Annotated in this window: 19 protein-coding genes; 8 read left to right on the top strand and 11 right to left on the bottom strand. The window is 48.5% G+C overall.

The window, feature by feature from the left end:
- Positions 1-18 precede the first annotated feature (18 nt).
- Positions 19-1,020 carry a Gfo/Idh/MocA family protein gene (locus tag BS614_RS09370; RefSeq protein WP_074093777.1) on the bottom strand — a complete coding sequence of 334 codons (1,002 nt, stop codon included), beginning with the start codon at positions 1,018-1,020 and terminating at the stop codon, positions 19-21.
- A 488-nt stretch (positions 1,021-1,508) separates the two neighbouring features.
- Between BS614_RS09370 and BS614_RS09365 the strand changes: the two genes are divergently transcribed.
- The 4 genes from BS614_RS09365 to BS614_RS09350 all read left to right on the top strand — a co-directional run bounded on the left by BS614_RS09365 (position 1,509) and on the right by BS614_RS09350 (position 6,439).
- Positions 1,509-3,239: an AraC family transcriptional regulator gene (locus BS614_RS09365; protein WP_074093776.1), complete on the top strand. Its 1,731-nt coding sequence runs from the start codon at positions 1,509-1,511 to the stop codon at positions 3,237-3,239.
- A gap of 99 nt (positions 3,240-3,338) precedes the next feature.
- Positions 3,339-4,412, top strand: coding sequence for a FecCD family ABC transporter permease (locus tag BS614_RS09360; protein ID WP_081745833.1), 1,074 nt, complete (start codon positions 3,339-3,341; stop codon positions 4,410-4,412).
- 2 nt (positions 4,413-4,414) lie between these two features.
- Positions 4,415-5,431, top strand: coding sequence for a FecCD family ABC transporter permease (locus BS614_RS09355; RefSeq protein WP_036606388.1), 1,017 nt, complete (start codon positions 4,415-4,417; stop codon positions 5,429-5,431).
- A 60-nt stretch (positions 5,432-5,491) separates the two neighbouring features.
- Positions 5,492-6,439, top strand: coding sequence for an iron-hydroxamate ABC transporter substrate-binding protein (locus BS614_RS09350; protein WP_074093775.1), 948 nt, complete (start codon positions 5,492-5,494; stop codon positions 6,437-6,439).
- Positions 6,440-6,610: 171 nt separating this feature from the next.
- On the opposite strand, the gene BS614_RS09345 is transcribed toward BS614_RS09350, so the two are convergent.
- The 4 genes from BS614_RS09345 to BS614_RS09330 all read right to left on the bottom strand — a co-directional run bounded on the left by BS614_RS09345 (position 6,611) and on the right by BS614_RS09330 (position 9,730).
- Positions 6,611-6,943 (bottom strand): macro domain-containing protein, encoded by a 333-nt coding sequence (locus BS614_RS09345; protein ID WP_244898293.1) that lies wholly within the window; start codon positions 6,941-6,943, stop codon positions 6,611-6,613.
- Positions 6,944-7,226: 283 nt separating this feature from the next.
- A complete protein-coding gene (locus tag BS614_RS09340) occupies positions 7,227-8,105 on the bottom strand; it encodes a TIGR02452 family protein (RefSeq protein WP_074096764.1) in 879 nt (292 codons plus the stop codon).
- A 109-nt stretch (positions 8,106-8,214) separates the two neighbouring features.
- Positions 8,215-8,700, bottom strand: a complete 486-nt coding sequence (locus tag BS614_RS09335) for a riboflavin biosynthesis intermediates N-glycosidase (RefSeq protein WP_074093774.1) — start codon at positions 8,698-8,700, stop codon at positions 8,215-8,217.
- A 91-nt stretch (positions 8,701-8,791) separates the two neighbouring features.
- Complete coding sequence (locus tag BS614_RS09330; protein ID WP_074093773.1) at positions 8,792-9,730, bottom strand: NUDIX hydrolase; 939 nt, start codon at positions 9,728-9,730, stop codon at positions 8,792-8,794.
- A 241-nt stretch (positions 9,731-9,971) separates the two neighbouring features.
- Here BS614_RS09330 and BS614_RS09325 point away from each other — a divergent pair, with 241 nt between their 5' ends.
- The 3 genes from BS614_RS09325 (at position 9,972) to BS614_RS09315 (ending at position 14,099) form a co-directional block, all read left to right on the top strand.
- Complete coding sequence (locus BS614_RS09325) at positions 9,972-10,406, top strand: MarR family winged helix-turn-helix transcriptional regulator (protein WP_074093772.1); 435 nt, start codon at positions 9,972-9,974, stop codon at positions 10,404-10,406.
- A gap of 83 nt (positions 10,407-10,489) precedes the next feature.
- Positions 10,490-12,274 (top strand): ABC transporter ATP-binding protein, encoded by a 1,785-nt coding sequence (locus BS614_RS09320; RefSeq protein WP_074093771.1) that lies wholly within the window; start codon positions 10,490-10,492, stop codon positions 12,272-12,274.
- Positions 12,267-14,099 carry an ABC transporter ATP-binding protein gene (locus BS614_RS09315; protein ID WP_157116055.1) on the top strand — a complete coding sequence of 611 codons (1,833 nt, stop codon included), beginning with the start codon at positions 12,267-12,269 and terminating at the stop codon, positions 14,097-14,099. The genes BS614_RS09320 and BS614_RS09315 overlap by 8 nt, the downstream gene beginning before the upstream one ends.
- Before the next feature lie 733 nt (positions 14,100-14,832).
- On the opposite strand, the gene BS614_RS09310 is transcribed toward BS614_RS09315, so the two are convergent.
- On the bottom strand, positions 14,833-16,248 hold the full coding sequence (locus BS614_RS09310; protein WP_051449843.1) for an ATP-binding protein: 1,416 nt from the start codon (positions 16,246-16,248) through the stop codon (positions 14,833-14,835).
- A 415-nt stretch (positions 16,249-16,663) separates the two neighbouring features.
- On the opposite strand from BS614_RS09310, the gene BS614_RS09305 reads away from it, so the two are divergent.
- Positions 16,664-16,999 (top strand): hypothetical protein, encoded by a 336-nt coding sequence (locus BS614_RS09305; RefSeq protein ID WP_036672474.1) that lies wholly within the window; start codon positions 16,664-16,666, stop codon positions 16,997-16,999.
- 237 nt (positions 17,000-17,236) lie between these two features.
- Here BS614_RS09305 and mglC read toward each other — a convergent pair whose 3' ends face one another.
- From mglC to BS614_RS09280, 5 genes are all read right to left on the bottom strand, one after another.
- The gene (gene mglC / locus BS614_RS09300) at positions 17,237-18,256 is read right to left on the bottom strand and encodes a galactose/methyl galactoside ABC transporter permease MglC (RefSeq protein WP_017690326.1); all 1,020 of its coding nucleotides are present in this window, start codon (positions 18,254-18,256) and stop codon (positions 17,237-17,239) included.
- A gap of 15 nt (positions 18,257-18,271) precedes the next feature.
- A complete protein-coding gene (locus BS614_RS09295) occupies positions 18,272-19,777 on the bottom strand; it encodes a sugar ABC transporter ATP-binding protein (protein ID WP_074093769.1) in 1,506 nt (501 codons plus the stop codon).
- A gap of 74 nt (positions 19,778-19,851) precedes the next feature.
- Positions 19,852-20,913: a galactose ABC transporter substrate-binding protein gene (locus tag BS614_RS09290; protein ID WP_062837388.1), complete on the bottom strand. Its 1,062-nt coding sequence runs from the start codon at positions 20,911-20,913 to the stop codon at positions 19,852-19,854.
- A gap of 163 nt (positions 20,914-21,076) precedes the next feature.
- Positions 21,077-22,255, bottom strand: coding sequence for a sugar ABC transporter substrate-binding protein (locus tag BS614_RS09285; protein ID WP_074093768.1), 1,179 nt, complete (start codon positions 22,253-22,255; stop codon positions 21,077-21,079).
- A complete protein-coding gene (locus BS614_RS09280) occupies positions 22,233-24,029 on the bottom strand; it encodes a sensor histidine kinase (RefSeq protein ID WP_074096763.1) in 1,797 nt (598 codons plus the stop codon). The genes BS614_RS09285 and BS614_RS09280 overlap by 23 nt, the downstream gene beginning before the upstream one ends.
- Position 24,030: the final 1 nt, after the last annotated feature.

Genomic DNA, 24,030 nt, shown 5'->3' with positions numbered 1-24,030 from the left:
GCGTCAGCTCCTGTCTGTTTACTCCGATTTGTAACGTAATCCCCACTGGCCCCGAATCGTGTCCATCAGCTTCATGATTTCCAGGGATTCGTCCAGTTTAATGGTGTGGCTCTCCGTCCGACCTTCGAGGATACAACGTCCCGCTTCTTCTGCCTCAAAAGCATAACCAATACATGTTCGATCATCCGTAAACTTTTCGGGCTCGTCCTGACCATTCACATGCAGATAGGCTTCTTTGCCCGCCAGGAATAAAGGAAGACGAATCTTGCCTTCTGTACCGTATATAACCGCTTCATTGCTGAGGTTCAGACGAATGGCAGCACTCAATGATGCAGAACGTCCCTCGGAATAGGACAATAATACGGAAAACTGCTCGTCCACACCCGTCTCACCGATATTGGCCGTACTCCATACATGCTGGGGCTGTTCGCCAAAGATCATCGAAGCAAAAGAAATCGGGTACACTCCTGCATCCAGCAATGCGCCCCCACCCAGATCCGGATTAAGCAACCTTCCTTCCGGCTCCCAGCCGACACGGAATCCAAAGTCTGCCTGGAGCAAACGTACTTCACCGATTCGTCCTTCTGCGATCCATGCTCTGGCTTGAGCGATCGGCGGCAAAAAGCGTGTCCACATCCCTTCCATCAGGAAAAGGTTACGCTCCCGTGCCGTCTCCACCAGTTGCTCCAACTGACGCGCGTTCATCGTAAACGGCTTTTCACATAGCACCGCCTTGCCTGCCTCCAGACAAGCCATTACATTCTCCTTATGCACAGGGTGAGGTGTTGCCACATAGATAATATCTACCTCAGGATCTTGCAGCATTTCATCATAAGAACCGTAAGCGCGTGCAAAACCATATTCATCTGCAAACTTCTCCGCACTTCCCGCTGTCCGTGAACCTACCGCTGCTTTCACAGCGTTTCCCGCATGCTCCAAATCCCTTGCAAACTGGGATGCAATCCATCCCGTGCCCATAATGCCCCAGCGTACTTTGTCCCGTCCCACTACTTCTGTCATATTAAAGCCTCCCTACTGCAAATTGAGTTGAAAAGGTTCATGATTCAGATCAGGCCAACATGTTATCCCCTTTATTTTACCAAAAAGAAACGCTTACGTCAGAAAACGATTTCGATTATGTGCTCTCATTAGATTTCCAGCTCATCAGGGCCTCGAACATATCTATGTACATTTCAATTCTCCAGTAGATTTGCTAAGATTATCAGCAGACTAGGGCCAAGAAGTCTTGTCCGTAAACATACTTGTAACTAGCGACAATCTGGCTAAACTATCGATCACATCTGATAAAGGGATCATACCCCTGTACTATTATTAGAACATCTGACTATACTGCGAACGCGCTTTTGACAAGGCAGCCAGTAATCATAACATCACGCAAAACGCATCAATAGACGTTCAAGAAAGACCTTCAGGTCCGAGAAAATATGGTACGTTCCAGATTCAATTATTACCTAAACTGTTCATAAGAGAGGAGGTCGCATAGCAACATGACTACCATCCCCGGTACTGCCCACAGCGGCATGAATCCACACACGTTGCATCAGCAGACAAGTCCCAATGCAGAAAAGGAATCCTCAACCCGAGCAGACCTGGATGCATTCTTGAATGATACCCTGATCGAACTTCGTCAGGCAGAACATATTATAACCCGTGAGAAATGGTGCTGGTCCACAACTGAGCTAGCTCATCATACTTTCATATACATGCACAAATTCACAGGCCAACTGATCATGAATGGAATCCAATCTCACGTGGTTCGCAAATCAGCTTGTCTGTCCCTACCAGGAACTGCAATTGAACTGATTAGTGATGAAGACCATGATATTGAACTGTATATCATTCACTTTGATATGTATCGGGCTACGGAGAAAACAAAAGCCAGACGAATCTACGAACGTGAGCTCAGTTCACCTGTTACAGGCTGGATTCAGGGCCCATTTTACGGTATACAGCGCATTGCCGCACAGCTTACACAATTAACCCAGGAAGGTTTGGAAACAGGCTTGAAAGCACAGCTCCTCCTGACAGAACTGTTACATATACTCTGGCCTCAAGAAGACCAGACTGACGTAGGGGCTGGACAGGATGAACCCGAACAGTGGCTCAGGTCCACCCTGCAATACATGCGCGAAAACTACATGCACGAGATCAAGCTGGAAAAGCTGGCTGAACTGGCTGACATGCATCCATCTTATTACTCGCAGCTATTCAAGAGCCGCATGCAGAAGAATCCGATTGAATATATCACTCATCTGCGTATGAATCGGGCCAAGGAATTGTTGCTCACTTCCGATCTGCGTATCCGGGATGTGGCTCGTGAAGTGGGTTACCGTGACGAATTTTATTTCAGCCGACGTTTCCGAAACCATGCCGGTTATGCGCCAACTTCCTATTCGAAGCAGGTCCACCGAAATATCGTGTCGCTCTCCTATCCATACACGGACCACCTGATGACACTTGGTATCACGCCATGCGCAGCTCAGATCCAAGGCCATCTTCCTCATATGCCCAAATCGCTGACGCTGCCCTTCCACGCCTATGAACCTTGGGAACAGGGACGTCAGGCTTTCCTTGATGTGAATCCTGAATTGATTCTGACCAAGGACAATGCAGCTGCCAAAGCGATGGAGCATATTGGCGATGTCGCGCCCATCATCACGATTCCCTGGAACCAGACAGACGTCTTCGGTCATCTGCATCAGATTGCATCCATTGTGGATCGTACCCAAGCAGCCACAGATTGGCTGGATCGACATGAACGCAAGGCAGAGCGTGCACGCAAAAAAATTAAGGAATTCGTCGGGGACATCACCGTTGCCGTTGGCACGTTAACACCTAAAGGTCCACGGATGTACAGCCATCGGAACTTTGGACATGTCTTTTATCGAACCTTGCAATTGGCCGCTCCTCAGCGCATTCAGACCGAACTGGCTGGCAAATCTCCCGGCGTTGGATTCAACTGGCTGCCCTTTACACCAGGAGAATGGGACGGACTGGAGGCAGATGTGCTGGTACTGGCGATTAATTCTATGCATGAAAAGGTAACACTGTTGAAAGAGATGGCTTCGAATCCACTGTGGAATAGCCATCCTGCGGTAAAAAACGGACGTGTACATCTCATCGACTGGAACTCATGGGTCGTATATGCTCCATATTCCATCAACATCCAGCTCGATGAAGCGCTCTCTATGTTGACGAACAAACCTTCACTTTTGTAATCTAAAAAATGTCCATCTCCAGAATCTTAATTTATGCCATGTACGGGCCTGAATTAAGATTCTATAATGATCACTAATTGATAATGATAATCAATAACAATGAAATACGTTGTTGGTACCAAAGGAGTGACCCGTATTCAACATCCGGGACTGCCACATCGTCCGTCTAATTCAAGAAAATCTGCAGTGACCGTTGGGCTGACGTTTTTGTCTGCCATAGCCATACTGCTGCTAAGTATGTTTGTCGCAATCTCTTTAGGTGCCAAAGGGTTAACGCTGGAAACCGTATGGGCTGCCATATTTCAGTACAACCCAGCTTTGACACCACACCAGATTATTCATGAGCTGCGGCTGCCTCGTGTCCTTGCCGCAGTTATTATCGGCGCTGCCTTTGCCGTTGCAGGAGCTTTAATGCAAGGCATTACGCGTAATCCGCTGGCAGACACGGGCATTCTGGGCATTAATGCTGGAGCCACTTTTGTCGTAGCACTGAGCTTTGCCTTTTGGCCCGGACTGCCATACGGCTGGATTATGTTTTTATCATTCGTGGGAGCTGTTCTGGGCACACTGCTTATCTTCCTGCTTGGAATGGCAGCACCTGGTGGTCTGAATTCCATCAGACTGACCGTTGCCGGAGCGGTTATTGCAGCCATGTTAACCTCGCTCAGCACAGGTGTTGCCATTTATTTTGACCTGAGTCAGGATCTGGCCTTCTGGTATGCGGGAGGTTTTGGCGGAATAGAATGGCGGCATCTGAAGTTAATCCTTCCCGTGCTGCTCGTGACGCTGGTACTGATCATGCCACTCGCCCGGCGTGTATCCCTTATGTCACTCGGTGAAGAAGTAGCGATTAATCTCGGGATTAACTTGCGCTGGACGAGGTTTCTCGCCCTCGCAGCGGTTGTTGTGCTGGCTGGTGTGTCCGTGTCGGCAGTAGGCTCGATTGGATTTGTCGGACTTGTCATCCCTCATATCTCACGCAAACTGGTGGGTGTGGATTATCGACTCATCATTCCGATGTCTTCTCTGCTTGGAGCGATATTACTGGTGCTCGCTGATCTGGGCTCACGCATCGTGAACCCGCCCGAGGAGCTCGCGGTAGGCATTATGGTCGCTTTTGTCGGTGTACCTTTCTTCCTCTATCTGGCCCGTAAAGAAAGGAGGGCCTTGTAGCGATGAATTTTAATACACCTTCACGAGGTAAACGTTCGATAGTCGTCAGTATCACGCTGCTCTGCATCGCCATTGCCGTTATTGTGATCAGCCTGAACACGGGAACCATTCGTCTCTCCCCAGCGGCTGTGTTACAGACTTTGTTTGGTAATGGCAGTTCGGATGATCAGATTGTACTGTTTGATTACCGACTGCCTCGCATCCTGGTAACTGTACTGGCCGGAGCGGGACTTGGTATTGCCGGAGCAGCCTTGCAAGGGATCACCCGCAATCCATTGGCGGACCCGGGTATTCTGGGATTACATGCGGGGGCAGCATTTGGACTAATGGTGTTTGTTAGTCTCTCCTTTACGATGGATGGTTCTGTGGCCTTGCTGATTCCATTGTTTGCTTTTGCAGGCAGTGTTGCCGCCGCCCTAATCATCATGCTGTTGTCTTACGATCGCCATAACGGCGTATCACCCATTAAGCTGATTTTGGTTGGAATCGCGGTAGCGGCCGGGTTCCATGCGTTAACACTCTATCTATCCCTGCGTCTGGATGAAGACACCTATTCCTTTGCCGCTCGCTGGCTGGCAGGAAGCGTCTGGGGCCGGGATTGGATTCATGTGCAAGCTTTGCTTCCTTGGGTGGTGTTATGTATTTCTTATATTTGGAGTCGATCCAAAACACTCGATGCCTTCAATCTTGGAGATGCTGCCGCAACCAGTATCGGGACACCTGTCCGATCCCAGCGTGTTATTTTGCTGCTCTGCGCCGTGGCCTTGTCTGCCGTTAGTGTATCGATGGCTGGCGGGATCGGCTTTATCGGTCTGGCAGCGCCACATCTGGCGCGCAGGCTTGTCGGTCCGATGCATCGGCATCTGATCCCTGCTGCCGGGCTTATCGGTATGGTTATTCTGGTGACCGCTGATACCATCGGGCGAACGATCTTTCAGCCTAATGCCATTCCGGCAGGCGTGGTGGTTGCTGCGATTGGTGCACCTTACTTTTTGTACCTGTTAGTACGAAGCAAGTAATCTTTTTTTCAAAAAACAATAAAGACATCCAAGAGATGTTCAAGGAGAATGTGACTACCCATGTTAAAGAAAAATCTTATGCTTGTCATGAGTATCTGTCTGGTGCTTGTGCTTGCAGCCTGTGGAACGACCAATAATTCATCATCTACTTCTGGTGGTTCGTCGACGGATACTTCAACCAAGAATCAAGACAACAGTGCAAGTTCAGGAGAGCAACGTATTGCCTCCATGTCGATCCATCTGACCAATGATCTGCTGTCTCTCGGCATTACTCCGGTTGGTTCCGTTATCGGTGGCGAAGCCAAAGGTTTCCTGTCCCATGTTGCTGATCAACTTCAAAATACAACGCCACTTGGTCCGGTTAAAGACCCGGATATGGAAGCTTTGCTTGCCCTGAAACCCGATGTGATCTATCTGGACGAAGAATTTTCCGGTGGTGATCTTGCCAAATTTGAAAAAATTGCTCCGGTGCATGTCTTCAATCTGGATAACGGTACATGGCGCGACCATTTGAAAGACATTGGCAAACTCGTGAATCGCGAGAAGGAAGCCGAGCAATACATTCAGGACTACGCGACCGAAACGGAAGAAGTGAAATCTCTGATTCATGACACGATCGGTGATGGTACTGTGATGGCGATCCGTGTTACTGCCAAAGAATTACGTGTATTCAGTACACGCCGTCCCATGGGTCCCATTTTGTATGAGGATCTCGGTCTGACTCCTGCCAAAGGGATCACAGATATCGATTCGACTAAACCGTATCAAGTCGTCTCCCGTGAAATATTGCCGGACTATGATGCAGATGCAATCTTTGTGGTTGTGAATTCGGATGATGAAGCCCAGACCATGTTCAAGGAACTGCAAAACAATCCGATCTGGCAAGGCCTGAAAGCAGTCAAAGCCGGCCATGTCTACCCGATTGGTGCACAGCCTTGGCTGGATTACTCATCTATCGGTAATAAAATGGCCATGGATGAAGCCAAAGAAATGTTCTCCAAAAAATAAAGTGTCCGATACATCTGATACCCATCATCTATAAAAACAATAAAAAACCTCACTTTGAAATCGGAACAGCGTTTGTATGAATCATACTTACACTCTATTCCCCTCAAAGCTGAGGTTTTTTGCTTTGGGTCTGCCAGCAAGTTGCAGTCCATCCTCTTCCACCAAGTGCGCTCACAGTGTACAGACAATGATCTCAACATCCGTATCGGCAAAAGCCTCCTGGATAATCGGACTGACTTTCTCCCACTTTAGCCTGTCCAACCCGCATCCTATTCGGGGCATAGCCAGTTTCGTAATGCCATCCTTCATACATACGTCCCGCATGGATTCTACCGCATTAGTCAACGATTGATACGTCGGCTTATTGGAGAACTTTGCCTTGGTGACCAGATTCATCGTCCGTCCTACCGGATAACATCGTCCAATCTCAAGCGGCTCTTGTTTGGCCTGCTCTTGAAGATTTTCCAAACCAAATCGCTCCGCAGTGCGCAAGCGTGTACTCATCCCCCAGTTCAAATAAATCCTGTTCTCTCTCATGAAACTGCATGGCATTCCTCTCCTTTAACAAGCGCTCTCATTTAATAGTTGAACTAAAGATTATTTACACTGACACTACGATGACAGAACAACCTTCCAATCGCTGTTATCCCCAGATTTTTTCGATTCCCTTTTTCTAGAAGGGAAAATCCGGGGATAAAGGCGAACGCTTTGCTTTTTCAGGTTTTTTCTGTCCTCTCCGTTATCGTGCAAATGATTAGTTCAAACTATGTAGATCCCATATTTTTTATTAGGCCTCTGTCAAAAAACGTTGAAATGCCTTTAATGTTCGCTGACCTGAGGATCGATCATATACAGCAAATACAATTCGTTCAAAGGAGTCCTTAAATCCCTCTCCCACTAACACATCATGAAAATACTTCGCCACCACTGCCGGTTCATTACGAAATACTCCACAACCATATGCACCGAGAACAATCGTCCGATGACCATTCGTAACAGCCACGTCCAGAATATAACGGATACGTTCCTTCATCACGGACTCAATCTGTAGATCATCAGCTTCTCCACGCTCTTTCACCACACCCGCATTCACCGCTGGCGCAGTGATGAAGGATGATACATAATATTGGTCCAGCAGTCGGTCTTCATCATCACGGATCACCGGAACATCCGGAGAATAGATCATATGATTCGAATAGAGACCCGATCGCTGTTTGCGATTGTACTCGTACATTTCATCCATTTGGGCGATGCACGGGTATAGTCCTGTCGCTCGGGCCAGACTCTCTTCCTGTGCCTGACTTCCACCAAGGAAACCGCCGCCAGGATTTTTTGCCGATGCAAAGTTCAAACAGACCACATCTTCTCTTCCTTCAGCTACTGTCAAACGTGAAGCCGCTCCAAGTGTAGTCTCGCCAGTAACCTCAATGCGAACTGACACAGATGCAGCTTCAGCTTCAGTTGATGAGGCTACCGAATGAGTTTCTGCGCGAGCTTCTGTACGGAGCTTTCCCCTGAGTCCGGAAAGCTCCGAAGGACGATATAATACCGAATTTCGAATGGCATGCTGCACATCGATACCTATCTCAACCTTGCGATCATACCCATTTACGTATTGCCCTTCATCCAAAATAGCCAGCGTCTGCTGTGCGATACTGGCCCGCATGGTACGTGGATTGGAGCCAGTAATACCAGTTGATCTATCGAGTGTACTGTTGTTGTAACGTCCACTGCTGTTCTTGTTATTACTGCTATTGTTCTTATACTGTTGCTTATCACTCATCTGAATCACTTCCTATATCTTCTCTTAGACGGGTAAGAATCTCACCCAGCCAGTTGGTTCCCCGCCATGTTCTTCTATTCCGAATACGCAGATCTTCCTCCGCCAGCCCCACACCCCAGATACGATCATCCGGACTTGCTTCCACGAGAGTCGTTCCACGAGTGGCGCGCAGCGCGGTTAGCAGTTCTTTGTTTTGTGTAAATTTGGCCAAATTACCCTCGTAAACGATGCGCTGGCACTCAGCTTCCCATAAAGTCTGGTCAAAGCCCGTGACCTGTCTGCCCAGCTTTTTTTGTACCGAAGCAGAGCTTGCCTTCAGAATCTTGTCTGCGATGGTCTGATCGCCAAACAGCAGCGCTTTCTGGTGCATCATGTATTGCTCCGCACTCGTGTAGTGAACCCCGTTCATGGTAAAATCCGCCGGGTGCCACTGCGAGAACGGAGATGCAGTCCGCCAGAAAAACGTAAACTTTTCCATCCATATCCCCTCTTTACTTGTTCCTCATGGTTGCAGCGATCCCCCCCATGGCTTGAATCACTTCGTCCGTGTTCATTGATGCTTCCCCTTTTCAGGGTGTCTGCCTCTCTGGGTTCAATCTGTATAAACGTGATGGTCGATGACCAGCACTGCTCGCATACTCTCCCGTCTCAATAACCCAATCGGCGATTTTACGCCGGAAAGCGGCAGCCAGCAGTTTTTTGCCACTGATGATTTCATGTACTTTCTGAAGTGCAGTCAGCGTAAACGTCTCCGGCATCAGATTAAATGCAATATCCGTGTACTCAATCTTGGATCGCAGACGTTCAAGTGCATAATGAATGATTTTGGCATGATCAAATGCAACCCCCTGAACCTCCCCCAACGTCAAACAATGGCTTCGTACTTTTCCTTCTATCGTTTCTTTCGTTTCAACAATTGCCGATAACTCTTCTGTTCCATTGGTCAACATCAACTGCAGCCTGCGTTCTGTCACACGTCCACGCTCATGGATATGGCGCTTCTCTTCCAGAAGCCGCTGCTCCACCCGAAACCAATTGGCCTCACTGGCATCATCGCCAGCCTGAAGCTCCAACTCGCTGCTATCGACCAACGCCATGTAGGAACAGCTGATGACCCGTGTACGCGGATCTCGTTCCACATCTCCCCAAGTGTACAGTTGCTCCAGATAAATATCATCCAGCCCTGTCTCCGTCAACAATTCCCGCCGAGCAGCATCTTCCAATGATTCCTGCATAGAGACGAATCCGCCCGGTAACGCCCACTGTCCCAGATAGGGATGCCCGCCTCGCCGGATGAGAAGTAACTGGAGTTCGGGTTCAGCGAGCTTGCGATAATTCTCCTGAGCCTCGCTGCGGATCGTAAAGACCAACATGTCCACGGTGACGGAAGGACGTTCGTAATCACCAGCATTATACGTTTCCAGAAACTGTTGTTCACTGATATGTACCTGATCCTGATGCTCCCGGTAATCGGGGGCTTTTCCTCCAGAGGAACCTTCGTAAGTCATAATATACAAACCCCATTCTGTTATTAACATTATGTTATTAACAATTAGATAATATCAATTTATCACATCATTTTATCTCAGGTCAATATTTCCAGTCCAAAATAAATGATCTGTATTCACTTGACGATATGTCAAATCGAACTTAAGATTTAGTTAGTCGACTAACTAAATGTGCGTGTTCCATAAAGTCTGATTTTCAGTACCGAGAAGATGGAATGAAGGTAGAAATGGAGTAGATGATATGAACCCAGTCCAAAATGATCGGTTAATGGGACAGCTATCCGAACTCGTGAAACTGAAACGCTACAAGGTTCATGAGAAACTTGTGAACCACCCCGAGTTATACCCGGGGCAGCCCCCTTTGCTGTTCCAGCTTGAACGGGAAGATGGCCAATCCCAGAAAAACCTGGCCGAACAACTTCAGCGCAGTCCCGCAACGGTAACCGTGATGCTCAAGCGTATGGAATCATCCGGTTATGTGAGACGCGAAGCAGACCCAAAAGATATGCGCAGTCTGCGGGTATACCTGACAGATCAGGGGCGCTCCGCGCTACAAGAATTGAGAGAAGTGATTCAGGAGTTGGAACAGCAGGCCCAGAAAGATTTTACACCGGAAGAATCTAGAATCATGTCTCTACTTGCACAGCGTATGCTCCAAAACCTGCGTGAATCCTGAGGTGATACAGATTCGCGATTGAAGCAGCTAAAGGTATTATGAAATTGATTCACTTATGCTATGAAGATTGAGGTGATTCCCTATTGTGGACGTTAAAACGATTCTTGACCCCGTATAAGTCGGCGGCAATCGTCGCCCCGCTGCTCATGGTACTTGAGGTTACTATGGACCTGCTCCAGCCCAAGCTGATGTCCAGCATCGTGGATGATGGTGTACTTGCAGGGAATCTGCCCCATATCATAACTACAGGTCTGATCATGTTACTTGTTGCGTTAATCGGCTGGGCTGGCGGCGCAGGCTGTACACTCTATTCAAGTAAAGCTGCCGTTGGGTACGGCACAGATCTGCGCCAGGAACTGTTTGACCATATTCAAACCTTCTCCTTCCGCAATCTGGATACGTTTCAGGAAGGATCTCTGATCACTCGTCTGACCAGTGACATTACCCAGATGCAGACCTTTGTACAGATGCTGCTACGGATGTTTATCCGTTCACCAATGCTAATCATCGGTAGTATCATCATGGCGTTTACGATCAGTGTAAAGCTAGCTTTAATTCTTATTGCGACTGTACCGGTGCTGTTTATTATTTTATTTATTCTGATAAAAGCATCCTATCCGCTGTTCGCCAGTGTGCAGAGCAAGCTTGATCAGGTCAACGCTGTGCTTCAGGAGAATCTTGCCGGCATTCGTGTCGTCAAGGCGTTTGCACGTGCACGTCTGGAGAAAAAACGGTTCAAGCAATCCAACGAAGATTACACTACAACCGCCGTCAAAGCCTGGCGTATTGTAACGCTGAATGCACCCGTGCTCAGCCTGATGCTGAACGCTACCATTGTAGCGGTGCTGTGGTTTGGAGGTTTCCAGGTAGTGGGAGGCGATATTGCTGCCGGAGATCTGATTGCTTTTATCAACTATGTCACGGTTGTACTCTCTTCCCTCACGTCGATCGGCATGATGATGATGAGTTTCTCCCGCGCCAAGGTATCAGCTGCACGGATCAACGAGGTGTTACATACACAGCCGGATATTCAATCGGGAACCGACAACTCCGGGAATGTGCAGTCATCCCCGTCTACTCGTGATCAGTCTCGATACCAACCGCCTCCCCTTCCTTCGCATACAGGCGGTCAAGTGGAGTTCAGAGACGTATCTTTCCGTTATGACGGAGACCATGCACTTACCGGCATTAACCTGATAGCTCGTCCAGGTGAGAAAGTGGCCTTGATCGGTTCAACAGGTTCAGGCAAAACCTCGCTGGTGCAGCTGATTCCCCGTCTGTATGATGCTTCGCAGGGTGAAGTGCTAGTGAATGGAGTGAACGTTCGTCATTGGGATCTTCAGGATCTTCGCAGCCGTGTATCCATTGTGCTCCAGGAATCCATTCTGTTCAGCGGCAGCATCCGGGATAACATTTGCTTCGGCCGGCCCGGTGCAACGGATGCTGAATTGCGTGCTGCGGCACAAGCTGCGGCAGCGGATGATTTTATTATGAAACTGAAAGACGGGTATGACACGGAACTGGGTCAGCGCGGGGTCAATCTGTCCGGTGGGCAGAAACAGCGTATTTCCATTGCACGCGCCCTGCTCATGCAACCGGAAGTGCTCATTCTGGATGATAGCACCAGTGCTGTGGATCTGCGCACGGAAGCGAGTATTCAGAAGGCTTTGCAATCCTTGATGAAAGACAGCACGACCTTTTTGATTGCACAGCGGATCTCTTCCGTGAAGGATGCGGACTGTATATATGTCATTGATGAAGGACAGATCGTTGCCAGGGGCACACATGATGACCTTATGGCTCATTCATCACACTACCAAGCGATCTATTATTCGCAGCAACGGAAGGAGGATGTTCAATTTGGCTAAACCTGCATCTTCCTCCATTCAACAAACCGTCGTGCCTCCGATCGGAAGACCCGGACCAGCGGGCAGAGGACCTGTTCCCAAAGTCCGAGCCAAAAATGCTCGCCATGCTCTGATTCGGGTATGGTCTTACATGGGACGTCATCGCAAAGGAGTCATTGCTGCATTGGTTCTAACCGCTCTCGGCACACTGCTCAATCTGGCAGGGCCTTATCTTCTCGGCCGCGCCGTTAACGAACATATCGTGCCCAAAGTAACAGCGGGTTTGCTGAAGGAATGTCTCCTCTTGCTGAGTGTTTATGTCCTTGGTTCACTCCTGATGTGGGCTCAATCCTATGTCATGATTGGTGTGTCCCAACTGACCGTTAAAGATCTGCGTCATGCGTTGTTCTCCCGACTGCAAGAGCTGCCTGTCAGCTTTTTTGATAAAAATCAAAGCGGGGACCTGATGAGCCGGGCCACCAATGATATCGATAACGTATCTACAACGCTGAATCAAAGTGTAACCCAACTGATGTCCAGCGCCATTTTGCTCGTTGGCTCCTTGTCGATCATGTTTGCACTGGATGTTCGGCTTACCCTGCTCACTCTAGTGACTGTACCCTTGATTACCATCGCCACTCGCCTGATCGCGTCAAGAACCCGCAAACACTTCACCGCTCAACAGAAATTGCTTGGTGAGCTTAATGGGTATGCTCAGGAAACTATTGCTGGACAAAAAGTCGTAGCGGCTTATAACCGTCAGGATCAAGCACATCAAAATTTTCAGAATTTGAACGAGAAACTTCGCACATCCAGCACACAGGCCCAGACTGTTTCGGGTTTGGTTGGACCTACAATGAACGTGATGAACAATATAGGGTTTGCCATACTGGCTTCTGTAGGTGGATGGATGGCTTATCATGATCTAACATCCATCGGACTGATCGTCAGCTTTCTCGCTTACTCCCGCCAGATTGAGCGGCCACTCAACGATCTAGCCAATCAGTATAATTTGATTCAGGCTGCAATTGCAGGTGCTGAACGTGTATTCCACATTATGGATACCCCTGGCGAATACGTGGAGGAACAGAAGAAACAACTGGATCAGATTCAGGGTAAAGTGGTATTTGAAGACGTCTCCTTCGGGTACAGTGCGGAGCGAGACATTCTGAAGAAGGTTAGTTTTACTGCAAAACCTGGGGAGATGATTGCACTTGTTGGACCCACCGGCGCAGGCAAAACAACCATTATCAACCTGTTGCCCCGTTTCTACGAGATTACAGGCGGACGGATTACCATCGATGGATGTGACATCTCGGAACTGGAGAAGGATCAACTTCGTCGGCAACTCGGCATTGTACTTCAGGATGCCTACCTGTTCTCGGGTACCATTCGCGACAATCTCGCCTACGGCAAGCCCGACGCAACCGATGAACAGATCAGGCAAGCGGCTGAGCTGGCGAATGCACATTCGTTCATCCGCAAACTGCCACAGGGTTACGATACCCCCATCATTTCCGGGGGAAGCAACCTGAGTCAGGGACAACGACAACTGCTGACCATTGCCCGGGCAATTCTGGCTGATCCAGCCATTCTTATTCTGGATGAAGCAACAAGCAGCATTGATACGCGTACAGAGATGAAGATCCAGGAAGCGATGCGCATTTTAATGAAAGACCGCACCAGCTTTGTCATCGCCCACAGACTGAGCACGATTCGTGAAGCCGATCAGATTCTCGTCATTGATGATGGACAGATCGCTGAACGGGGCAGCCATGACGAGTTGATGCAGCAACAAGGATTCTACTATCAGCTACATCAGGGACAGCTCAATAAGTCGAACTAAAGCGTGTCTGCAAAGCTACTGCATGCCGAAGCGAACCTTAGCGCGTACGGAGCAAGCGAATGCGCTGTATCCTGAATGTGCGAGGACATGTCCTTCGCGTGCGAACAAGTGATCAATACGCCACAAAAGCGGATTTTCTCCTTTTCAAATGAAAAGTTCCACTTCGCACCAAGCGGGATTGGAGGAATCTCCCCGCTTGGTGCGGGACGGAGGAATCCTTCCGCTTGGTGCAGGCCGGAGGAGTCTTCTCGCTCGCTGTTGGAGCAGAGTATGCGCGAGCTCTAACGAATCTGAGGCGTCTTATTCAAGCTTTTGAAGCTCTCTCAGAAATCTAAGGAACCTGAGCCACGTTATATCCAAATAAACAGCCATTTTCAGCGCTTTTTCATGGGATGTTGGGAAATAACGTGCCTGAAGTTTCTTACAAATTAAAGTAAGGACCTGAAGGCCAAATAAGACGTCCTATGTTCCTTAGAGAATCGGCTACCCATTCGCAAGGATCAACCGGCTTGAACTTCAGACTTTTATACGCTGACCTCCATCATCATATCGCTTACTTGAATTTGCAGACACACTCTTATGTAGCTAAAATGATCTGAACCGATGTCGACTCCACACATTAACTTATTAATCGAAATATTAAACGCCGCACGGGGTTCTTCAGGACCCATGCGGCGTTTTTTGTTTTTGTCTAATGACTATTTAATTGCTATCTCTGGATCCCTTATATGATTTACGTCTCCATTGGCAGATGAAGCGTGAAGGTCGAACCAACCCCCATTTCGCTATGGACGGTAATTTTACCATTGTGATCCTGAACGATTTTCTGGCAGAGTGCAAGTCCCAGTCCCGTACCTTCTTCTTTGGTTGTATAAAATGGATTAAAGATTGTGGATAGCGAATTTTCCGGAATGCCGCTTCCTGTATCTGTAATTGAAATGAGTACTGCATCTCCGTCCTGCAACAAATCCATATGAACCTCACCAGGGTCTGTCATTGCTTCAAAAGCGTTACGAATCAGATTGATCAATACCTGCACAATTTTATCCCGATCCATGATGATCACAACTGGCTCATTAGTCATTTCAAGCGTAATTTGATGCCCTCGGGATGCCGCATCTGACTCGGTCAAAGACATCACGCGTTCAAGGCAGTGACCCAAATGTTCAGGCTTCATGTGATTGGCATGTGGTTTGGAAAACTGCAAAAATTCAGCCGTCAGATCGGTTACTCTTGTCACCTCACCCATAATCACTTCATACCATGGCGCGATATTAAACGCTTGTCCACGGGATAGCTGCAGGAATCCCCGAATTGCGGTAAGCGGGTTCCGAATTTCGTGAGCCATACCCGCGGCCAGTTCACCTACAGCCCTTAGTCTTTCGGAACGAAATACTTCTTCTTCATTTTTCAGCCATTTGCTGCGCTGTTGTTGAAGCAGCCTATCCTCGGCAACCGTCATAAAGTGCTGCAACGAATCCGACATTTCCGGGTACAGGGAGATGCTGTAGCTTACCTGGAGTCCTTGAAGCTGCACGGATAACAGTGACGACATTCGTTCTTCCACATCCTGTATCTCCGGCAAAACGACTGCAAATCGGTCTCCTGCATACCGGGATATGCCATAGGCCTCGGTGAAATGATTGCTGATCATCTGACCTGTACCTGTGATTACCGTACACCAAGGATCTTCTGACTCTTTTTTAAAGCCGCTAAAGTTATTGACGTTCAAAAGGACAAGCAAAAAAGACCGTTGCTCTTCTACTGTCTTATGTAACACCTCCATGTAACCTTCGTAATTCAACAGTCCGGTAAGCGGATCATGCAGGGTCAGGAACCGATTTTTTTCCCGAAGCCTGCGCTTCTCGACCTCACTGTTGATTAAGGTATGATACAAAAAAATGATAACAACCGAGGTTAACAGGTCAAATAACGAAACCAGCAAAGCATATGTATCTACTGGCACATACGAAAGCCGAATCAACGTATATTGCAGCATAAGCAGCAACGAAATCGGCAAGGTCTGTGCCAACCTTGGTTTGTCCTGGATCATTGAAATAATGAGCATATAATACAGCATGTTGCACCAGTTCAGTTCACTGAAATAGTGGAATATCCCGAGAAAAATCCACTGAAATTTTCGCAGCACAGGATATCGTCTCTCCCCATAAATACTTGCTACCAATAATGTCGCCGAAAGTGACATTATTGCCATATTAGGGGTAAGCCTGAGAACATAAGAGGACAGAATGACAAGCAGACAACCTAGCGGGAATATCACCATTTTCATCGTGTAACTAAGCAAACAGCCTCGCCCCCTTTGACATAAAACTCACATCAAACAACTTATGTACATGTATTATATCGATTATGATTAGCTGATGTTGTCGATTAGTGGAGGCTCGCCAAATTCGCACGAATGTATAAATTATGAAGGCAATAGGACATATGATGTAATTGTAATCAACAAAAGTGAAACAATTCCTTTTCGCATAGATCAATATTGTGGTACAATACATTAATGGATTAATTTAGGATAAATACTTTCTTATGGAGGATATCACATGACAACACAACGAAAACCTTTCGGTCTGGGTACTCTATCTCTGCTCATACTGGCTATGGGATTCGCTTTTAACTACGGGTGGGGAGAAGAAAATTTCAGGTTAGGTTATCGACTATTCGAACTATTAAACTTGCCTATTTATAGTAACGGTGATCAAGGACTTCATATCCCCTTTGTAGCCACAGCAATCTTCTGGATCCCTACCATCTGGATAGCCAAAAAAAATCGTTCACATTATGGCTCAAGTGTTGCCTGTAACGTGGCTGCGTTTATGCTAGTGTTTTGCATTATTGGCCCTATAATTACTGTCGTAGATTGGTTTGTAAATGCATAACAATTAAAGCCAGCTCTCTATATCCCGAGGGCTGGCTTCTTTGCTGCTTTTCCATATAAGATGAACAAATTGTTTACACGATAACGTAGAGGACAGAAATAACCTGAAGAAGCGGAGCGTTCGCCTTTATCCCCGGATTTTCACTTCTTTAGAAGGGAATCAAAAAATCTGGGGATAACAGCGATCAGAAGGTTGTTCTGTCATCGGAGTGACTGGTGTAACCTCTTGAGGCTCATCTTATTTTTTCGCCATATACTTACGGATATCAAAAGCCACCGCAGCAACAATGATCAATCCTTTGATAATCAACTGCCAGTATGGACTTACACCGATAAACGTCAGACCATAGTTAATGACCCCGAAGATCAGTACACCCGCCATAACCCCAGGTACCGTTCCAATACCTCCTGCCGTTGATACACCGCCTACCACACATGCGGCAATCGCATCCAGCTCATACATGTTACCGTAATTGTTTGTTGCTCCACCTGTGCGTGCTGCCTCAAGTACACCACCCAGACCATACAGTGCACCCGCAATGGCATACAGGGCAACCAGGTTGCGTGCCACATGAATCCCGGATACATGTGCTGCCTGAATGTTGCCACCGATCGCGTACATGTTTTTGCCGAGACGTGTTTTGTTAAAGATCACCCAGCAGATTAATGCCACCGCAATAGCAATGAGGACAATATACGGGATGGAATAACCCCCGCCCAGATCAATGTATCCAGAGCCAATGACGGTGAAGTCCGGTCTCAATCCTCCGATCGGCTGTGACTGGTTGGGTTCCGTATCAAAATAAATGGAGTTCAGTCCGTACACGGCAACCATTGTACCCAGCGTTGCGATAAAAGGAGGCACATGTAATTTGGCGACAATGAGTCCATTTACCAATCCCACAAACAGACCTGCGGTAATCCCGACAAGGATCGGCAGACCCACCCATAAGTGGGGCAGATCGGGGAAGAAGCGGTTTGCATACTCGTCAATTTGCAGCATCGATGCCGATACAACCGCCGTCAGACCAACCACCCGTCCAGCGGACAGATCGACCCCGCCCGTGACAAGAATAAAGGCTGCACCAAGCGCAATAATGGCCCGTGTGGAGGACTGCTGTAAGATGTCCCGCAGTGTGGAGAAGGCAAGAAAATTCGGATCGGCAATAGCTATACCAATGATGAGCAGAATCAGTACGATAAAGATGGCGCGTTGTGTTACATATTGTTTCACTTGATTGATCATCTGTGTGTTCATCTGTTTCCCTCCTGACTAAGCCATCCGCTGCTGCGCGGCCAGCCTCATAATATCCTGCTCTGTTGCATCTGCTCCGTCCACGATTCCGGTGAGACGCCCTTCGCTCATCACCATAATGCGATCCGACATCCCCAGCAGTTCGGGCATCTCCGAGCTAATCATGATAATGCTTTTGCCCTGACGAGCCAGTTCCGTAATAATGGTGTAAATCTCGAACTTGGCCCCTACATCAATTCCACGTGTCGGTTCATCCAGCAGCAGTATCTCCGGGTCGGTCAATAACCAACGGGCCAGCAGAACTTTCTGCTGATTGCCGCCAGACAGGTTTCGAATCAGCGTGTTAACTGAAGGCGTTTTGGTTCTGAACTTCTGCGTCTGCTCACGTGCCTCTTCGCGGCCTTTTTTCTCGTCCAGCAAGCCCACGCGATTTCGGTAGCGCCCCAGACTGGCAATGATCGTGTTCTCATACACCGACAACACCGGGAAGATTCCTGTGACTCTTCGTTCTTCGGTGAGCAACGCGATGTTATGACGCTTCGCTGCTGCGGGGGAGTTAATCTTCACCTTGCGCCCATGAATCGAAATCGTACCTGAAGCGAGTCCGCGCAGTCCAAACAAGGACTCAATCAGTTCTGTCCGCTGTGCTCCAACCAAGCCGCCAATGCCGAGCACTTCACCTTTTCGCAGCTCAAAGGATACATCACAAAACGATTTAGACTGGTTTGATGTCAGCCCCTCGGCTTTTAATATCACTTCACCGGGTACGTTCGTCCGTTCCGGGAAACGTTCGTCCAGATCACGGCCAACCATACGCGTAATGATCAGATCTGTCGTTAGATCTACAGCATCCCATGTCCCGACAACGAAGCCATCACGCATGATCGTCACTTCATCCGAGATCGTCAGGATCTCCTCCATCTTGTGGGAAATGTAGATTATGGACACGCCACGACTGCGCAGTTCATTAATAATGGCGAAGAGCTGATCCACTTCCTTCCCCGTCAGGGAAGAAGTTGGCTCATCCATGACGATGACTTTGGATTGAAATGAGACCGCCTTGGCGATTTCCATCGATTGAATCTTGGAGACAGATAGTGTTCCAGCTTGAGCCTTCGGATCAATATCCAAGTTCAAGTCCTTGAACAGCGCCAGTGTATCGGTATACATGCGTTTCTCGTCCACCAGAATTCCCCTCATCGGAAAACGACCCAGCCAGATATTCTCCATCACCGGACGATGCGGTACCGGATTCAGCTCCTGATGAATCATGGATATCCCTTGCTGAAGTGCCGCTTTGGAATTCGGAATATCCACGTCCTTCCCTTCGATGCGTATCGTTCCTTCATCCGGGCGATACATGCCGAACAGACATTTCATAAGCGTGGATTTTCCCGCTCCATTCTCTCCCATCAAGGCGTGAACCGTTCCCGGCTTCACCTTCAATGTGACCTGACTTAGTGCCTGCACACCCGGGAATGCTTTGGAAACTCCATTCATCTCCAGCAGGTAAGGTGACTCCATCTTGGTTCCTCCCTTCCATATGACCGGCAAAAAAGGGACGCTACCCGAATGACGGACGTCCCTGTCTAGTGCTGTTATTGGGCGTCGGCAATGTTGTCTTTCGTAATCTTTTTGTAGGCAATCCAGACGTATTTACCATCTGTAATGTCATATTGGGTATTTTCCTTCGTTGGTGTCTCACCCTTGGCAAGTACGGAAGCCAGTGCCACCGTGGCCGCACCCTGATTCTTGGCATCATTAAGCACCGTGCCCAGCATTGTACCATCCTGTAGAGCCTGAATAGCAGGAGCTGTTGCATCCACACCTACCACCGGCATGGATTTGCCATCCTTGAAGTATCCGGCTGCTTTCAATGCCTCAATGGCTCCCAAGGCCATGTCATCATTGTTTGCGAGAACAGCTTCAATCTTGTCACCATGGGAGGCCAGGAACGCCTGCATTTTCTCCTGACCTTTCACCCGATCCCACATCGCCGTGTCTTCCGCCAGCGCTTCCACTTCGATACCGGCATCCTGGATCGCCTGAACCGAATATTTGGTCCGAAGCTCTGCATCCTGGTGACCCGGTTCCCCTTTCAGCATGACGTATTGCAGTTTGCCATCGCCGTTTTTGTCCGCTTCCGGATGTGCTTTCCAGTAATCCACAATCAGCTGTCCAGAGATCGTGCCGGACTCCTCCGCTTTTGCTCCTACGTAGTACACCTTATCCCATTTGTTCATATCTTCCGCCACTGGTTCACGGTTGAGGAATACCACTGGAATGTTCGCTGCCTTGGCTTTGTCAATGATGACACCTGCCGCCGTCCGGTCCACCGGGTTCACGGCCATCGCATTGTATTTCTTGGACACAAACAGATCAACTTTCTCATTCTGGGTCGGCTGTGCATTCTGGCTATCCACGATATCCAGGGTCGCAATACCTTCCGCTGCTGCGGTCATCGCATTACGTACACCCGTCATGAATGTATCATCGAATTTGTAGATGGCAACACCAATCTTGGGCGTTTCCGTACCGGCTGCTGTCTGGCCTCCTGTATCCGTTCCCGTACTTCCACCTGCACTGTCTCCGCCACTGCTACAACCCGCCGCCACAACCATACATGCCGTAATTAACAGTGTCATCCATGTTTTCTTCATATCCTAATGACCTCCCCCAAGTTCATTCGGCTTTACCGATGTCTTTATTATGAAAGGGTTTACATTAAATTCGAATACAATATCTTCACCTGTTCTATCGAAATCTTCCTCAAGTTAACAAAATGGATTAATTTCATCATTCAGCATCCGTTCCGGCATTCGTTCATTGCACAAAAGGAAACAACAACTTCTGGTTATCCATCCAGAACATATTGTCTGTACTAACCAGCTTGGTCTCAAGTAACACTCTCGCTTGCACCTGTTGATTGTTCAGCCGCGCAACGGCTTGATTCAATCCCAGATAACCTGCACTGTATCCATTCTGGACGATGAGATGATCAAAGACCCCTTCTTGCAATTGCTCCAGTTGCTGTTGTTCACTACCGAATCCAACAATCCTCACCTTGTCCGCAGATTTGCGTCGATTCAGTTCATCGGCTGCTCCCAGAGAAGCAGGTTCCTGAAGAGTAATGAAGCCATCCACCTCCTGCTGGTCCAGCAATTGCTTCACAGTCTGCCAACATCCATCTCGTGTATTACATATCGATTTGGGTTCCACTTGAATATCAGGATACTGTTCCAAGGCTTCCATAACTCCCTGCTCTCTCTGAATCAGACCAGAATTAAGAGGATCGGGGCCCAATAAGGCCACATGCCCTTTCCCTTCCAGAAGCTCCGCCATAGCCTGGCCCGCCTGTCTTCCCGCCTCAACATTATCCATCGAGATGAAACTGGTGATGCCTTTCACGGGAAATTCATCGTTAAGCACAATGACAGGAACAATGGTTCCATCGGAATTTGTTGTCTGTGCCTCCTGAATGATGTCACTAAGTGCCTTTTCACTTAGGGGATCAACCAATAGAGCTGATGCCCCCTGCTTCAAAGCCGATGCGGCGGCCTTCACTTGAGCCTGCTCTCGCGCACTGCGAGACAACGTTTGGCTGTTGATATTTGCCTGTTTGACCTGCATCTGACTTCCAGCAGAATCCAGAATGGCAGGCGTGTACACATCACCATCGGAAGGGTATGCTTCCACGGTAATCAGTTCGGCTCCGTTCTCTTTGGCAGCCGCTTCGGTACCAAGCCAGATGGCTTCCGCAAGTTCCCCTGTTCCAGCTGGCGTAATCAGCGCGATACGTGGCGGTACTGCCGTAGCATCGGGACTTGATAAGCCACAGGCGCTGCATATGAGCAGACAGCAGCTTGCAGCTGTCAGGGTTAATAATCGACGTTTCCGAATTCCAGGAAAGCTCGCAGCAACCTTTTTCCAAAACGTACGAATGTATGACCCTACAACTCTGTGGCTGTGGATATCGTTCCTATTCTCCATATTGTCTGTCATCAGGCTCGCCCTCCTTCTGCTGCGATTGAATGGGAATCCGAACCCAGACCGTGGTGCCTTCTTCCAACTCACTTGCAAATTCAAGTCCGAAGCCCTCCCCATAATAGAGCCGGATTCGGTCATGCACATTGCGCACCGCTACGCCGGAGCCTGCACCACTTTTAACCACAGGACGACCACTTAATAATCCCGACATCTGTTCTTCCGTCATGCCGACCCCATTATCTGTAATGCGAAACACCAGCTTGTTGTCCTCACGATAAACATCAACCTCAATACTTCCTTCGTCCATGTGGTACTCGATGCCATGAACAATGGCGTTCTCAATCAGGGGCTGGAGCACCAGCTTCAATGTCAGGCAATCCAGAAACGTATCATCGGCCTTAATCGTAAAGTTAAATTTGCGTTTAAACCTCATCTGTTGAATCGTCAGATAATGCTGCGCATGCTCCAGCTCTTCCCTGATCGTGATAATCGTTTTGCCTTGACTGAGACTGATGCGGAACAGGCGCGAGAGAGACGTGATCATCGTAATCACTTCCTCATTGCGGCTCATGCCTACCATGCGCACTACTGAATTCAGAGTATTATATAGAAAATGTGGATTGATCTGGGCCTGCAAGGCTTCCAGCTCCAGACGCCGCTTCTGCTCCTGTTCATGGATAATCTCATCCATCAGGGTGCGAATTTTATTGACCATCAGGTTGAAGCGACGAGATAGTCGTTCCACCTCCAGCGGCCCTTCAATAGGCAACTCCACGTTGAAATCCCCGCGCTCCACGGCCTTCATCTTGCGCTCCATTCGCCGGATCGGACGAGTCAGACTGGAGGATAAGAACAGCGAGACAAGAATGACCAGTACCAGTACAACGACCAATACACGAATGAGATATCCGTTCACTTCCTGACGAGTGGTCATAATCTCATCCAGATAAGCAACACCGACGATTTTCCAGCCGATATTGGCAACGGACTTCACGGTATTCAGCCTTTTCTGTCCATCTGCTTCATCTTCGTAACTGCCGGAAGCCACCAAAGCCTGTTCGATATTCTCGCTTTTGAGTCCCATATACATCAATTGTTGCTGCGGATGGTACACGATATTGCCCGCACTTTCATCGATGATATACACGTATCCTCGTTGCCCCAGACTGACCCGACGGCTCAGTTCATCCATCTGTTTGAAATTGATATCGACCAGCAGGATAACCTGCCGATCCTGACCATTTTGCCGTATCGTTATGCCTTTGCTCATGGAAACGACCCATTTATATGGGCCTGTGTACATGTTCTGAATATGAGGTAACGAGAAACTCAGGTGATCCGGCACACGAAGCGCAGACTGAAACCACCCTTGCTGTGTCACATGGGCGCTGGTTTTTAATTCGGCTGTAGGTCGGTTCTTGAGCAATTTCCCCGTGGAATCAAGCAAAGTAATCGAGATGATATCTTCACGACTGCTGAGCAGTGTGTCAAGCTGTTTGTCCACCAGTTCCCCTTCCCATGTCCCGTCACGCAGCATGTGTTCCTCAATGGCACGGTACAGATGCGACATACTGCGGACGTAATCCTCCAGATTATAACTAACCTGATCCACAATCTGTCTCGTCGTCAGTTCCGCACTTCGCTCGGCAGCCTGCGTGAACTTGTCATGCAGAAGCATCGCCATGATGGTTAGCACCAAGACGATGAAGACGGAAAAGGACCACGTTATAATAAACCGGATACTGCTGACTCTGGACGAACGCAGACGAGAGCGTAATTGAACTCCCATG

Source organism: Paenibacillus xylanexedens (assembly GCF_001908275.1).
Classification (GTDB): domain Bacteria; phylum Bacillota; class Bacilli; order Paenibacillales; family Paenibacillaceae; genus Paenibacillus; species Paenibacillus xylanexedens_A.
The sequence above is the reverse complement of the archived record's forward strand: the minus strand, read 5'-3'. Positions and strand labels throughout refer to the sequence as shown.